The organism is Variovorax sp. S12S4 (assembly GCF_023195515.1).
Taxonomy (GTDB): Bacteria; Pseudomonadota; Gammaproteobacteria; order Burkholderiales; family Burkholderiaceae_C; genus Variovorax.
The window spans coordinates 3,377,489-3,391,976 of sequence record NZ_JALPKR020000002.1; the positions used below are offsets into that span (position 1 = coordinate 3,377,489).

The following is a 14,488-nucleotide window of genomic DNA, read 5'->3' on the forward strand; positions in this document are numbered from 1 at the left end:
GTCTTTCGTGGGGAAGTGAATTGTCTTGTTTTCTATGCGGCAATCGGCTCGGCCACATCGTGGGTGGCCGCCGGCGTATGCAAGTGGTTGACCAGCGTGCGCGCGGCCACGGGAAGGGTGGAGAAGTCGCGCGCTACCAGCCGGATCTCGCGGTTCGACCAGGCGTCGTTCAGCGCCACGCTGCACAGGCGGCTGCCGATGCCGGCCTGCAGCAGTTCGAAGGCGCGCTGCGGCATCACGCCGATGCCCAGGCCGTTGTCGATCATGCGGCACATGGCGTCGAGTCCGGTCACGTGGATGCGCAGCTTGACGCTGCGGCCCGCTTCAACCGCGGCCTGGTGCATGGCCACGTAGATCGAGCTGTTGGTGTGCAGGCCCACGTGGTCGAAATCGAGCGACGCCGTGAAATCGATCGAACCTTGCGTAGCGAGCGGGTGCCCTGCGGGCACGATCAGCACGAGCCGGTCGTGGCGGTAGGGCAGCGTCTGCAATTCGTTCGTGCCGTCTGGAATGTGGCAAATACCCAGGTCGGCGGCGCCTTCCTGCACCGCGCGCACCACTTCGTTGCTCAGGTGCTCTTCCAGGTCGATCTTGATCGCGTCGTGCTCGCGCGTGAAGGCGCCGAGGTCTTCAGGAAGAAACTGCACGATGGCCGAGATGTTGGCATGCACCCGCACATGGCCGCGCACGCCCTCGGCGTATTCGCTGAGCTCGCCCTGCATCTTCTCGAGGCTGTAGAGCACCGAGCGCGCATGGTGCAGCAGGCTTTCGCCCGCGGGCGACAGATCGACCCCGCGCGCATGGCGGTAGAGCAGGGTGGTGCCCAGGGTGGCTTCCAGGTCGGACAGACGCTTGCTGATGGCCGAGGCGGCAATGAATTCACGTTCCGCCGCCCGCCCGATGCTGCCCAATTCGCAAACGGCCACGAACAACTGCAGCGACGTGAGGTCGATGCGCCGGGCGAAGTTGCGTTCTGAAGTGCTCATGGGTGCTGGACATCGCGTCTGGCGATGAGTTCGCCATTTTCTCTGGGTTTTGATCGGCTTGCCATCGTCATCTGCGATGGGTTTGCTGCCCTGAGGCGAGGAGTTCCAGCCCCGGAACCCATGCAAGCGGTGAATTTCCGCACCGCAGACGGCAAAACGCCCCGCTCCTCGCTTTTCAGGCGAGGGAGCGGGGCGTGCGTCAGAGCGCGGTACGCAGGCGAGAAAGCGGTCTTCCGGCGCCCGCGCGGGTCTTGGAAAACCCGGGGTCGGTGCCTGCTTACTGGCGCTTCTTGGCGGCGTCTTCTACTTTTTCGCCACCCTTCTGGATGTCCTGGCCAGCACCCCGGAAGGTGTTGCAGCCGGACAGCGGGACGGCGAAGGCGAAGGTGACGGCAATCAGCGCGGCAATTTTCTTCATGACGGATCTCCTGAAGGCGTTGAAAAAGGCGGCCCGACCTCGGGCCTCCGATACACAACGTACCGACGCCGCACAACGAATCCTGTCAGCCAAGACGCAAAAAAGCTGCCCGAAGGCAGCTTTCCGCGGTGAGCGCAAGCGGGGCGCCTTCAGCGCTTGCCGATGGGCTGCACGTCGCGCTTGGGCGAGCCTTCGAACAGCTGGCGCGGACGGCCGATCTTGTACTCGGGGTCGCCGATCATTTCGTTCAGCTGGGCAATCCAGCCGACCGTGCGAGCGAGCGCGAAGATTGCGGTGAACAGCGGCACCGGAATGCCGATGGCGCGCTGCACGATGCCCGAATAGAAGTCGACGTTCGGGTAGAGCTTGCGCGAGACGAAGTATTCGTCTTCGAGGGCGATCTTTTCCAGTTCCTTGGCCAGCTTGAAGAGCGGATCGTTTTCCAGGCCCAACTCGGTCAGCACTTCGTTGCAGGTTTCCTGCATCAGCTTGGCGCGCGGGTCGTAGTTCTTGTACACGCGGTGGCCAAAGCCCATGAGCTTGACGTTCGAGTTCTTGTCCTTCACCTTCTTGATGAACTCGCCGATCTTCTCCACGCCGCCTTCCTTCTGGATGTCGTAGAGCATGTTCAGCGCCGCTTCATTGGCACCGCCGTGCGCCGGGCCCCAGAGGCAGGCCACGCCGGCCGCAATGGCCGCGAAGGGGTTGGTGCCCGACGAGCCGCACAGGCGCACGGTCGAGGTCGAGGCGTTCTGCTCGTGGTCTGCGTGCAGGATGAAGATGCGGTCGAGCGCGCGCTCGAGCACCGGGTTCACCTTGTACTCCTCACACGGCGTGGCAAACATCATGTGCAGGAAGTTGCCCGCGTAGCTCAGGTCGTTCTTCGGGTACATGTACGGCTGGCCGATCGTGTACTTGTAGGCCATGGCCACGAGCGTGGGCATCTTCGCGATCAGGCGGATCGCGGCGATCTCGCGGTGCTCGGGATTGTTGATGTCCGTGCTGTCGTGATAGAAGGCCGACAGCGCGCCAACCAGGCCGGTCATGATGGCCATCGGGTGCGCATCGCGGCGGAAGCCGCGCAGGAAGAACTGCATCTGCTCGTTGACCATCGTGTGGTTGGTCACGAGCTTGGTGAAGTTGGTCTTCTTGGCCTGGTCGGGCAACTCTCCGTAGAGCAGCAGGTGGCAGGTTTCGAGGAAGTCGCAGTTGGTTGCGAGCTGCTCGATGGGGTAGCCGCGGTACAGCAGTTCGCCCTTGTCGCCGTCGATGTACGTGATGGCCGACTGGCATGCGGCGGTCGACATGAAACCCGGGTCATAGGTGAACATGCCGGTCTGTGCATACAGCTTGCGGATGTCGATCACGTCCGGGCCCACGGTGCCCTTGTAGATCGGCAGTTCGACGCTGTCGCCGCCGTTGCTGAACGACAGCGTGGCCTTGGTATCGGAAGCTTTCATTTCGGGTTTCTTTCAGAGGAGTATTCAGGAAGGCGAAGAGGAAACGGAGGCGGAAACAGAGGTGGAGGGACGCTGCGCGCCGTCGGTGCGCATCAACTGGAGCAACTCGACCACCTCGGCCCCGGCCCATGCGGGCTCGGGCTCCTTTCTTCGCAGCAGAAGATCGAGGAGGTCGTTGTCCGACAGGTCCATCAATGTCTCCATCGCTCCCGCCTGGCCGACGGTCATGTGCGACTCGTGCCGCTCGAAGAAGCGCGCGATGAACAGGTCGTTCTCGAGCAGACCGCGCCGGCAGCGCCATTTCAGCTTGCTCAGCGCACGTTCGCTGAGAGGCTGTGCGAGTTCGGCGGCGGTTTGCATGGTTTCTCTCGGCAAAGGATCAGATGGCGCGGCGCACCATCAGTTCCTTGATCTTGCCGATCGCCTTCGTCGGGTTCAGGTTCTTCGGGCACACGTCCACGCAGTTCATGATCGTGTGGCAGCGGAACAGGCGGTACGGGTCCTCGAGGTTGTCCAGGCGCTCGGCGGTGGCTTCGTCGCGGCTGTCGGCGATGAAGCGGTAGGCCTGCAGCAGGCCGGCCGGGCCCACGAACTTGTCGGGGTTCCACCAGAAGCTGGGGCAGCTCGTGGAGCAGCTCGCGCACAGAATGCACTCGTACAGGCCGTTGAGCTCGTCGCGCTCCTCGGGCGACTGCAGGCGCTCCTTCTCGGGCGGCACGTTGTCGTTCTGCAGGTACGGCTTGATCGAGTTGTACTGCTTGAAGAACTGCGTCATGTCGACGATCAGGTCGCGGATGACGGGCAGGCCCGGCAGCGGCTTCAACACGATCGTGCCCTTGAGCGTGAGCATGTTGGTGAGGCAGGCGAGACCGTTCTTGCCGTTGATGTTCATGGCGTCGGAGCCGCAAACGCCTTCGCGGCACGAGCGGCGGAACGACAGCGTGGGATCCTGCGCCTTGAGCTTCATCAGGGCGTCGAGCAGCATGCGCTCATGGCCGTCGAGTTCGATCTCGATGGTCTGCATGTAGGGCTTGGCGTCCTTGTCCGGGTCGTAGCGGTAGATCTGGAATGTGCGCTTCATCGTATGGACCTTGTAAATATTCTTAGAACGTGCGGACCTTGGGCGGCACCGAGGCAACCGTCAGCGGCTGCAGCTTGACGGGCTTGTACGAGAGGCGGTTGTCCGCGCTGTACCAGAGGGTGTGCTTCATCCAGTTGGCGTCGTCGCGGCCCAGCGGTGCGACCGGGTCGTCCGCGGGACGCTCGTAGTCTTCCACCGTGTGGGCACCGCGGCATTCCTTGCGGGCAGCGGCCGAGACCATGGTGGCCTGCGCCACTTCGATCAGGTTGTCGACTTCCAGCGCTTCGATGCGGGCGGTGTTGAACACCTTGGACTTGTCCTTCAGGCCGATCGACCTGACGCGCTCGCGCACGGCAGCGATCTTGACCACGCCTTCGTCCATCGAGGCCTGCTTGCGGAACACGGCCGCGTGCTGCTGCATGACGGCGCGGATCTCGCCGGCCACGTCCTGGGCGTACTCGCCGCCGGTTGCGGCTTCGAGTTCGTTCAGGCGCTCCAGGGTGCGGTCGGCCGCATCCTTGGGCAGTTCCTTGTGTTCTTTGTGCTTGTCGTTGAATTCGACGATGTGGTTGCCGGCCGCGCGGCCGAACACCAGCAGGTCGAGCAGCGAGTTGGTGCCCAGGCGGTTGGCGCCGTGCACGCTCACGCAGGAGCATTCGCCCACGGCATAGAGGCCGTTCACCACGGCGCTGTTCTGCTCGCCCTGCTGAATGACGACCTGGCCGTTGATGTTGGTCGGAATGCCGCCCATCTGGTAATGGATGGTCGGCACGACGGGAATCGGTTCCTTGGTGATGTCGACGTTGGCGAAATTCACGCCGATTTCGTACACCGAGGGCAGGCGCTTGTGGATGGTCTCGGCACCGAGGTGGTCGAGCTTCAGCAGCACGTAGTCCTTGTTGGGGCCGCAGCCGCGGCCTTCCTTGATTTCCTGGTCCATCGAACGCGAAACGAAGTCGCGCGGTGCCAGGTCCTTCAGCGTGGGCGCATAGCGTTCCATGAAGCGTTCGCCGTTGCTGTTGAGCAGAATGGCGCCTTCACCGCGGCAGCCTTCGGTCAGCAGCACGCCGGCACCGGCCACGCCGGTCGGGTGGAACTGCCAGAACTCCATGTCCTGCAGCGGAATGCCCGAGCGCGCAGCCATGCCCAGGCCGTCGCCGGTGTTGATGAAGGCGTTGGTCGAGGCCTGGAAGATGCGGCCCGCGCCGCCGGTGGCCAGCAGCACGGTCTTGGCCTGCAGGATGTGCAGGTCGCCGGTTTCCATTTCGAGGGCCGTGACACCGACCACGTCGCCTTCGGCGTCGCGGATCAGGTCGAGCGCCATCCACTCGACGAAGAACTGGGTGCGTGCCTCGACGTTCTTCTGGTAGAGCGTGTGCAGCATGGCGTGGCCGGTGCGGTCGGCCGCGGCGCAGGCGCGCTGCACGGGCTTTTCGCCGTAGTTGGCCGTGTGGCCGCCGAATGGGCGCTGGTAGATCGTGCCGTCGGGGTTGCGGTCGAACGGCATGCCGAAGTGCTCGAGCTCGTACACGACCTTGGGTGCTTCACGGCACATGAACTCGATCGCGTCCTGGTCGCCGAGCCAGTCGGAGCCCTTGATCGTGTCGTAGAAGTGGTAGTGCCAGTTGTCCTCGCTCATATTGCCGAGCGACGCGCCCACGCCGCCTTGGGCAGCCACGGTGTGCGAACGGGTGGGGAACACCTTGGAGAGCACCGCCACGTTCAGGCCCGCGCGGGCCAGTTGCAGCGAAGCGCGCATGCCGGAGCCGCCGGCGCCGACGATCACGACGTCGAACTTGCGCTTGGTAATTTGTTCTTTTGTGTAGGTCATGGTGGGGTCAGATCTTCCAAAGCACTTGAATGGCCCAACCCGCACAACCGACAAGCCAGACGATGGTGAAAATTTGCAGGGCAAGGCGAATGCCGACGGGCTGGACGTAGTCCATCCACACGTCGCGCATGCCTACCCACACGTGGTAGAGCAGGGAAACGATCACGGAGAAGGTCAGCACCTTCATCCACTGCGCGGCGAAGATGCCGGCCCAGAGGTCGTAGCCGAGCGGGCCACGCGTGAAGATCAGTTGCGCGAGCAGGATGATCGTGAAGAGCGCCATCAGGCCGCCCGTGATGCGCTGGCTGAGCCAGTCGCGCAAACCGTAATGTGCGCCGACGACGATGCGCTTGGAGCCGTAATTCACAGACATGGTTGGCTCCTTCTCAGTACAGGCCGAACAGCTTGGCGCCGAGCACCACGGTGAGCAGAACGCTCAGGGCCAGCGTGACCAGGGCCGAACTCTGTCCGAACTCCTTGGTGACGGCGGCGTGGCTCACGTCCATCCAGAGGTGGCGCAGGCCGGCGATGAAGTGGTGCAGGTAGGCCCAGATCAGTGCGAGCGCGACCAGCTTGAAGAACCAGCCCGGAACGAAACCAAGGCCGCTGTTGAAGGCGGCCTTGAATCTGGCGAACGAATAGTCGGACGAAAGCGAGGTGTCGAACATCCAGATGATGAATGGCATCAGCAGGAACATCAGCACACCGCTCACGCGGTGCAGGATCGACACGATGCCGGCCGGCGGCAGCCGGTAGGTCGTGAGATCGGTGAAGGCATTGATGTTCCGGAATTCGCGACGCGGCGGCCGGGGAGGGGTTGCAAGCTCTGTCATTGGGGGGAGGCTTTCGTGGCTTGGTGGCTTGTTCTGATAGCGAACGCTTTTGTTTCTTCTGCGGAATGCAAACAACGCAAAATTCTATTGCAATGCACCATTGCATGGCGGAGGTGCCCGCGTCGGCGCAGTGCCGCAGTCGGATGCTATTGACTTCGGAGCGTGCTGCGCGCCGTGCGCAGGTGCTGCAATGCGGTTCGATCGTGGTTTCATCTGCGCGATCTCAGCCGAGCTGATTGCGGTAATGGTGCGTGTCGGTGCGATACAAGCCGCGGCGCAGTTCCATCGGCGTGTCGTGGTACGTGTGCGCCAGGCGCTCCACGCTGAGCAAGGGCATCTGCAGCGACACGTCGAGCAAGGCCGCCTGCTCCGCGTCGGGCAGCACCGCGCGGATTTTTTCTTCGGCGCGCACCATGCGCACGCCGAATTCGGTTTCGAACATTGCGTACATCGGGCCGGGCCAGGCCCGCAGCCGCTCGGCCGTGAGGCCCTTGAACGGCGCCCCGGGGAGCCACAGGTCTTCGAGAATGGTCGGCACGCCGCCGTAGGCGAGCACGCGCCGCACCTGCAGCACCGCGTCGCCGGTGCGCAGGCCCAGTGCGCGCGCCACGTCGGCCGATGCGCGCTGGCGGCGGCAATCGATGATGGTGCGCTCGGCGGGACCTTCGGTGCTTGGCGTGCCGACATCGGGCACGAGCTTCAGAAAGCGGTACTGCACGTGCTGCTCGGCGTGCGTGGCAACGAAGGTGCCCTTGCCCTGGCGCCGCACCACGAGATTTTCGGCCGCCAGCTCGTCGATGGCCTTGCGCACCGTGCCCTGGCTCACGCGATAGCGCACGGCAAGATCCATTTCGCTCGGAATCGGTTCGCCCGGCTTCCACTCGCCGGCCTGCAGGCTCTGCAGGATCAAGGTCTTGATCTGCTGGTAGAGCGGACTGAAGGAAGGCGTCGCGGAGTCTTCGAGGACGGTGGGGGCATTCATGGCAGCGGTGGGGTGCGCCGTGGCGGAACCTCCGAGCATATCTTATATAAGACATAAGACGGGCTGCATCGATTCGGCTTAAAATGCGGGCCGGCCTGCGCCGCGGGAAGGATTCTCGCCCTGCAGGACCACCGGCGCCAAGCGCGCCCGCCGATACCGTTTCACCATCTTCTGGAGTCTTCCCATGAGCAAAAAACCCGTCCGCGTTGCCGTCACCGGTGCCGCCGGCCAAATCGGTTACGCCCTGTTGTTCCGTATCGCGTCGGGCGAAATGCTCGGCAAAGACCAGCCGGTCATCCTGCAATTGCTCGAAATCCCCGACGAGAAGGCCCAGAAGGCGCTCAAGGGCGTGATGATGGAACTCGACGACTGCGCTTTCCCGCTGCTGGCCGGCATGGAGGCCCACGGCGACCCGATGACCGCCTTCAAAGACGCCGACTACGCGCTGCTGGTCGGCTCGCGTCCGCGCGGCCCGGGCATGGAACGTGCCGAACTGCTGGCCGTCAACGGCGCCATCTTCACGGCACAGGGCAAAGCGCTGAACGCCGTGGCCAGCCGCAACGTGAAGGTGCTGGTGGTCGGCAACCCCGCCAACACCAACGCCTACATCGCGATGAAGAGCGCCCCTGACCTGCCGCGCAAGAACTTCACCGCCATGCTGCGCCTGGACCACAACCGCGCCGCCAGCCAGATCGCCGCCAAGACCGGCAAGCCTGTGGCCGACATCGAAAAGCTCGTCGTGTGGGGCAACCACTCGCCCACGATGTACGCCGACTACCGCTTTGCCACCATCAAGGGCGAAAGCGTCGCCAAGATGATCAACGACCAGGAATGGAACGCCAACACCTTCCTGCCGACCGTCGGCAAGCGCGGCGCGGCCATCATCGAAGCACGCGGCCTGTCGTCGGCCGCCTCGGCCGCCAACGCAGCCATCGACCACATGCGCGACTGGGCCCTGGGCACCAACGGCAAGTGGGTCACCATGGGCATTCCGTCGGACGGCCAATACGGCATTCCGAAGGACACGATGTTCGGCTTCCCCGTGACCTGCGAGAACGGCGAATACAAGCTGGTCGAAGGCCTGGAAATCGATGCATTCAGCCAGGAACGCATCAACAAGACCCTGGAAGAGCTGCAGGGCGAGCAGGCGGGCGTCGCTCACCTCCTGTAATCGCAAATCGCAGCATCGGCATGCTCGACTGGAACCCCGCGCTCTATCGTCGCTACGAGGACGAGCGCACCCGGCCCGCACAGGAGCTCCTGGCGCGGGTGCCGTTGTCCGAGGCGGCCCATGTGGTCGACCTCGGCTGCGGACCGGGCAATTCCACCGAGCTGCTGTTTCATCGGTTTCCGAAGGCGCGTGTCGTCGGAACCGACAACTCCGAAGCCATGCTGGCCAGCGCGCGCGAGCGCCTGCCGCAGGCGCGCTTCGAGTTGAGCGACATTGCGACCTGGGCGCCGCAAGACCAAGCGCCCGACCTCATTTACGCCAACGCAGCCCTGCAGTGGGTGCCGGATCACGAAACGCTGATCCCGCGCCTCTTTGCCGCGCTGGCCCCGGGTGGCGTGCTCGCCGTCCAGATGCCCGACAACCGCCAGGAGCCCACGCATCGCCTGATGCGCGCCGTGGCCTCCGAGGCGCCGTGGGCCGAGCCCATCGGCGACGCCGACCGAATGCGCACGCTGCTGCTGCCGCTCGGCGGCTACTACGACCTGCTGGCGCCCGAGGCGGCCAAGGTCGATGTCTGGCACACCATCTATCAGCATCCCATGGCCGACGCCGCAGCCATTGTCGAATGGGTGCGCGGCACGGGGCTGAAGCCTTTCGTCGACCGGCTGCCTGACGAGCTGCGCGCAAGCTACCTGGCCGAATACGAGCGCCGTATCGACCAGGCCTATCCCGCCCGTGCCGACGGCAAGCGGCTGCTCGCCTTTCCGCGCATGTTCATCGTGGTGCAGAAAAAAGCATGACGAACCCGGTCCATCCCGCTGAAGTGCTGCTCGGAGCGCAAGCCGGCGCTGTGACGCTGCCTGTGTGCGACCACTACAGCGGCGTTGAAGCGCGCATGAAGAAGAGCCTCGCGCTCCAGGCCGAAATGGCCGAGGAGTTCGGCGCCTGCGTGTTCGACGTCACCCTCGACTGCGAAGACGGCGCCCCGGTCGGCGGCGAGGCCGAGCATGCCGCGCTCGTCACCGAACTGGCACTTGCCGCAAAGCCGGGCATGCGTGTCGGCGTGCGCGTTCATCCGGTCGATCACCCGGCCTTCGCCGGCGACGTGGTCACCATTGCCGGGCGTGCCGGCCACCGGCTCAGCCACCTGATGGTGCCCAAGGTCGAGTCCGTCGCCGACGTGGCGCAGGCCGTGGCGGCGCTCGAGGCGGTCGACGCCGATGCGCTGCCGCTGCACGTGCTCATCGAATCGCCGCTGGCGGTGCACAACGCGTTCGAAATTGCCGCGCATCCGCGCGTGCAATCGCTGAGCTTCGGCCTGATGGATTTCGTCTCCGCCCATGCGGGCGCCATTCCGGCTGACGGAATGGGGGCTGCCGGCCAGTTCACGCATCCGCTGGTGGTGCGTGCCAAGCTGGCCATTGCATCCGCTGCGCACGCCTACGGCAAGGTGCCTTCGCACTGCGTGGTCACCGAGTTCAACAACACCGACGCCATGCGCACGGCGGCCCGCAAGGCGGCCTCCGAATTCGGCTACACGCGCATGTGGAGCATTCACCCGAACCAGATCCGGCCGATCCTCGAAGCGTTTGCGCCGGACGAGGCCCAGATTCAGATTGCCGTAGAAATCATTACAAATGCCGCACTCGCGGATTGGGCGCCGACACAAATTGATGGCACATTGCACGACCGCGCGAGCTATCGCCATTTTTGGCAAGTGCTGACGCGTGCCCACGCAACAGGGCGCGCGTTGCCTGCAGAGGCAAAAGCCTGGTTTGCACTCGCGGCCTCCTGAAACTTACGAATCCAGCTCAAGGAAACACCCATGAAGAAAATCGCTCTGATCGCAGCCCTGGCCCTGGCGCTCCCGTTTGCCGCCACGGCGCAAACCACCCCTGCCAAGCCGGCCGCCAAGGCTGAAGCCAAGAAGACGCCCCCCAAGAAGCAGGTCACCCGCAAGGCCGCCAAGGCCGTCGAAGAAGTGACGCCCATCGCCGATGAAACCAACATCGTGCTGACCGACGCCGACCTCGAAGTCGCCAAGCGCGTTTCGCTCGGCAAGGCCCAGTGCGAACTCGGTGCCGACGTGACCGTGGCCGCCGACGAGAAGAAGCCCGGCTTCTTCAACGTGTCGACCAAGGGCCTGAAGTACCGCATGCACCCGGTCGAAAGCCGCACCGGCGCCATCCGCCTCGAAGACCCCCGCGCAGGCGCCATGTGGCTGCAACTGGGCAACAAGTCGATGCTGATGAACCAGAAGGCAGGCCTGCGCATTGCCGACGAATGCCAGACGGCAGAGCAGGTCGCGTTTGCCGAAGAAATGAAGAAGAACCCGCCCAAGAGCCTGTTCGAAGGCGCCGACGCGGCCAAGAAGTAAGAGTACCGAACCAGGGGTGCGGCGCGGCTCTTGCTTGCCGCACTGCACGCCCGCCAGCCCCAGTTTCCGGAGAAAAGAAGATGTTGCAAGCCTACGTTGACCATGTTGCCGAACGCGCCGCGCTCGGTATTCCGCCGCTGCCATTGAGCGCGAAGCAAACCGCCGAAGCCATCGAGCTCCTCAAGAGCGCGAATGCCAAGGACGGTGCCTTCCTGCTCGATCTGCTCACCTATCGCGTGCCCGCCGGCGTCGACGACGCGGCCAAGGTCAAGGCGAGCTACCTGGCGGCCGTGGCCCACGGTACCGAGAAGAACGCGTTCATCACGCGTGCCCGCGCCACCGAATTGCTCGGCACCATGCTCGGCGGCTACAACATCAGCCCGATGATCGACCTGCTCGACGACGCCGAAGTGGGCGCCGTGGCGGCCGAGGGCCTGAAGAAAACCCTGTTGATGTTCGACCAGTTCCACGACGTCAAGGAAAAGGCCGACAAGGGCAACGCCAACGCCAAGGGCGTGCTGCAAAGCTGGGCCGATGCCGAATGGTTCACCAGCCGCCCCGAAGTGCCGCAAAGCCTGACCATCACGGTCTTCAAGGTGCCCGGCGAAACCAACACCGACGACCTGTCGCCCGCGCCCGACGCCACCACGCGCCCGGACATCCCCATGCACGCGCTGGCCATGCTCAAGAACAAGCGCGAAGGCACGGCCTTCGAGCCGGAAGAAGACGGCAAGCGCGGTCCGGTCAAGTTCATCGAATCGCTGAAGCAGAAGGGCCACCAGGTCGCCTACGTGGGCGACGTGGTCGGCACGGGTTCCAGCCGCAAGTCGGCCACCAACTCGGTGCTCTGGTTCACCGGCGACGACATTCCGTTCATCCCCAACAAGCGCTTCGGCGGTGTGTGCCTGGGCACCAAGATCGCCCCGATCTTCTACAACACCATGGAAGACGCGGGCGCGCTGCCCATCGAACTCGACGTGAGCCAGATGGACACGGGCGACGTGGTCGAGCTGCGCCCCTACGAAGGCAAGGCACTGAAGGACGGCAAGGTCATTGCCGAGTTCAAGGTGAAGAGCGATGTGCTGTTCGACGAAGTGCGCGCCGGCGGCCGCATTCCGCTGATCATCGGCCGCGGCCTCACGTCCAAGGCACGCGAGGCGCTGGGCCTGCCCGCTTCCACGCTGTTCCGCCTGCCCCAAAGCCCGGTCGACACCAAGAAGGGATTCTCGCTGGCACAGAAGATGGTCGGCCGCGCCTGCGGTCTGCCTGAAGGCCAGGGCGTTCGCCCGGGCACGTACTGCGAACCCAAGATGACCTCGGTCGGCTCGCAGGACACCACCGGCCCGATGACGCGCGACGAGCTGAAGGACCTGGCCTGCCTGGGCTTCTCGGCCGACCTCGTCATGCAGTCGTTCTGCCACACCGCGGCCTATCCCAAGAAGGTGGACGTGAAGATGCACCACGAACTGCCCGACTTCATCAGCACGCGCGGCGGCGTGTCGCTGCGCCCGGGCGACGGCGTGATCCACAGCTGGCTCAACCGCCTGCTCACGCCCGACACCGTGGGCACGGGCGGCGACAGCCACACGCGCTTCCCGATCGGCATCAGCTTCCCGGCCGGTTCCGGCCTCGTGGCCTTCGCGGCCGCCACCGGCGTGATGCCGCTGGACATGCCCGAGTCGGTGCTCGTGCGCTTCAAGGGCAAGATGCAGCCCGGCGTCACGCTGCGCGACCTGGTCAACGCCATTCCGCTGTACGCCATCAAGAGCGGCCTGCTCACGGTCGAGAAAAAGGGAAAGAAGAACATCTTCTCGGGCCGCATTCTCGAAATCGAAGGCCTGCCGGACCTGAAGGTGGAGCAAGCCTTCGAACTGAGCGACGCCTCGGCCGAACGCTCGGCCGCCGGCTGCACGGTGCACCTGAACAAGGAACCGATCATCGAATACATCAACAGCAACATCACGCTGATGAAGTGGATGATTGCCGAAGGCTACGCCGACGCCCGCACGCTGGCACGCCGCATCGCCGCGCAGGAAGCCTGGCTCAAGGACCCGCAGCTGCTCAAGGGCGACGACGACGCCGACTACGCGGCCGTCATCGAAATCGACCTGGCCGACATCCATGAGCCGATCGTGGCCTGCCCGAACGACCCCGACGATGTGAAGACGCTGTCCGACGTGGCCGGCGCGCAGATCGACGAAGTGTTCATCGGCTCGTGCATGACCAACATCGGCCACTTCCGCGCCGCGTCGAAGCTGCTCGAAGGCAAGCGCGACATTCCGGTCAAGCTGTGGATTGCACCGCCCACCAAGATGGACGCGCACCAGCTCACCGAGGAAGGCCACTACGGCGTCTTCGGCAATGCCGGCGCCCGCACCGAAATGCCGGGCTGCTCGCTGTGCATGGGCAACCAGGCACAGGTGCGCGAAGGCGCGACGGTCATGTCGACCAGCACCCGCAACTTCCCGAACCGCCTGGGCAAGAATACCAACGTGTACCTTGGCTCGGCGGAACTGGCCGCCATTTGCTCGCGCCTGGGCCGCATTCCGACGCGCGAGGAGTACATGGCCGCAACGGGCGTGCTCGATGCATCGAGCACCCAGATCTACCAGTACCTCAACTTCGACAAGCTCGACGAGTACAAGACCGAAGCGGCTGCTGCCGTGGTCGCGGCCTGATCGCGCAGAGCTTCCGCTCTAAAAAAGCCCCGCTTCGGCGGGGCTTTTTCATGTGCGCTGTTCGTGGGCTGCTGCTGAATCAAAGCGGCGGCGGGTTCGGCTTCAGGTATTCCTGGCCGGTCAGCACCATGGCCGAGCCGAGCGGACCGCCCACCGCGTGGGGCAACGAGGTCAGCAGGGACGTTGCGAAGTCGCCGCTGTAGGTCTTGGCCCCTTGGTGGGTCAGGTTGGAATTGGCGTCGATGTAGATCGATTCGCCCAGGCCCGACCACAGGCGGCAAAAGCCATAGTCCTCGGAGAGATAGCGGCGGGTCTCGGGATCGACCATCACATCGAAGAAGCGGTAGTGCAGGCCAAGATCGGCTTCGCCGATGCTGTCGGGCACGTAGTTGAGATCGGGGTAGCTCGCGATGAGCCGTTCGAACACGTTTGCGCTTGATGGCCATGAAGCCGGTCGGTGCTTCGGTCATTTTCATGAAGCCGTCCGGCTGCACTTCGAGATCGATTTGCGCACCGGCTCCGGACGTAGATGACGCCTTGGCATTGACCGTGTAGCGCGTGAAGGTGGCCTCGAACCGCTGGCGCGTGGTGCCTTCGGCCAGGCCCTCCGCAGGCCAGTTCTCGCGCTTGAGGGGGTACACGCCGGCCGCAATGTCGTAGCCCGAGCGCAG

The 14,488-nt window shown here is 64.4% G+C and carries 15 protein-coding genes; 5 read left to right on the plus strand and 10 right to left on the minus strand.

What is annotated here, in order from left to right; all coding sequences use genetic code 11:
- Window positions 1-32 precede the first annotated feature (32 nt).
- From M0765_RS16635 to M0765_RS16675, 9 genes are all read right to left on the minus strand, one after another.
- Window positions 33-986, minus strand: coding sequence for a LysR substrate-binding domain-containing protein (locus M0765_RS16635; protein ID WP_258504778.1), 954 nt, complete (start codon window positions 984-986; stop codon window positions 33-35).
- A gap of 277 nt (window positions 987-1,263) precedes the next feature.
- Window positions 1,264-1,404 (minus strand): entericidin A/B family lipoprotein, encoded by a 141-nt coding sequence (locus tag M0765_RS16640; protein ID WP_126745778.1) that lies wholly within the window; start codon window positions 1,402-1,404, stop codon window positions 1,264-1,266.
- 149 nt (window positions 1,405-1,553) lie between these two features.
- A complete protein-coding gene (gene gltA / locus M0765_RS16645) occupies window positions 1,554-2,864 on the minus strand; it encodes a citrate synthase (RefSeq protein ID WP_126745779.1) in 1,311 nt (436 codons plus the stop codon).
- 24 nt (window positions 2,865-2,888) lie between these two features.
- Window positions 2,889-3,224, minus strand: a complete 336-nt coding sequence (locus M0765_RS16650; protein WP_258504781.1) for an FAD assembly factor SdhE — start codon at window positions 3,222-3,224, stop codon at window positions 2,889-2,891.
- A 19-nt stretch (window positions 3,225-3,243) separates the two neighbouring features.
- Window positions 3,244-3,945 carry a succinate dehydrogenase iron-sulfur subunit gene (locus M0765_RS16655; protein WP_055804283.1) on the minus strand — a complete coding sequence of 234 codons (702 nt, stop codon included), beginning with the start codon at window positions 3,943-3,945 and terminating at the stop codon, window positions 3,244-3,246.
- Window positions 3,946-3,967: 22 nt separating this feature from the next.
- Window positions 3,968-5,776, minus strand: coding sequence for a succinate dehydrogenase flavoprotein subunit (gene sdhA / locus M0765_RS16660; protein WP_258504783.1), 1,809 nt, complete (start codon window positions 5,774-5,776; stop codon window positions 3,968-3,970).
- 7 nt (window positions 5,777-5,783) lie between these two features.
- Window positions 5,784-6,149: a succinate dehydrogenase, hydrophobic membrane anchor protein gene (gene sdhD, locus M0765_RS16665; protein WP_055804289.1), complete on the minus strand. Its 366-nt coding sequence runs from the start codon at window positions 6,147-6,149 to the stop codon at window positions 5,784-5,786.
- 13 nt (window positions 6,150-6,162) lie between these two features.
- Window positions 6,163-6,609 carry a succinate dehydrogenase, cytochrome b556 subunit gene (gene sdhC, locus M0765_RS16670; RefSeq protein WP_258504786.1) on the minus strand — a complete coding sequence of 149 codons (447 nt, stop codon included), beginning with the start codon at window positions 6,607-6,609 and terminating at the stop codon, window positions 6,163-6,165.
- 223 nt (window positions 6,610-6,832) lie between these two features.
- Window positions 6,833-7,591 (minus strand): GntR family transcriptional regulator, encoded by a 759-nt coding sequence (locus M0765_RS16675; protein WP_258504788.1) that lies wholly within the window; start codon window positions 7,589-7,591, stop codon window positions 6,833-6,835.
- Window positions 7,592-7,775: 184 nt separating this feature from the next.
- Here M0765_RS16675 and M0765_RS16680 point away from each other — a divergent pair, with 184 nt between their 5' ends.
- The 5 genes from M0765_RS16680 (at window position 7,776) to M0765_RS16700 (ending at window position 13,817) form a co-directional block, all read left to right on the plus strand.
- Window positions 7,776-8,762 carry a malate dehydrogenase gene (locus tag M0765_RS16680; protein WP_258504789.1) on the plus strand — a complete coding sequence of 329 codons (987 nt, stop codon included), beginning with the start codon at window positions 7,776-7,778 and terminating at the stop codon, window positions 8,760-8,762.
- A gap of 20 nt (window positions 8,763-8,782) precedes the next feature.
- A complete protein-coding gene (gene tam / locus M0765_RS16685) occupies window positions 8,783-9,562 on the plus strand; it encodes a trans-aconitate 2-methyltransferase (RefSeq protein WP_258504790.1) in 780 nt (259 codons plus the stop codon).
- Complete coding sequence (locus tag M0765_RS16690) at window positions 9,559-10,557, plus strand: HpcH/HpaI aldolase/citrate lyase family protein (RefSeq protein WP_258504791.1); 999 nt, start codon at window positions 9,559-9,561, stop codon at window positions 10,555-10,557. Before tam ends, M0765_RS16690 begins: the two co-directional genes overlap by 4 nt.
- 30 nt (window positions 10,558-10,587) lie before the next feature.
- Window positions 10,588-11,139, plus strand: a complete 552-nt coding sequence (locus M0765_RS16695; RefSeq protein ID WP_258504792.1) for a hypothetical protein — start codon at window positions 10,588-10,590, stop codon at window positions 11,137-11,139.
- Window positions 11,140-11,219: 80 nt separating this feature from the next.
- Complete coding sequence (locus M0765_RS16700; protein WP_258504793.1) at window positions 11,220-13,817, plus strand: bifunctional aconitate hydratase 2/2-methylisocitrate dehydratase; 2,598 nt, start codon at window positions 11,220-11,222, stop codon at window positions 13,815-13,817.
- A 79-nt stretch (window positions 13,818-13,896) separates the two neighbouring features.
- Here M0765_RS16700 and M0765_RS16705 read toward each other — a convergent pair whose 3' ends face one another.
- The gene (locus M0765_RS16705) at window positions 13,897-14,244 is read right to left on the minus strand and encodes a hypothetical protein (protein WP_258504796.1); all 348 of its coding nucleotides are present in this window, start codon (window positions 14,242-14,244) and stop codon (window positions 13,897-13,899) included.
- Between the last annotated feature and the right edge of the window lie 244 nt (window positions 14,245-14,488).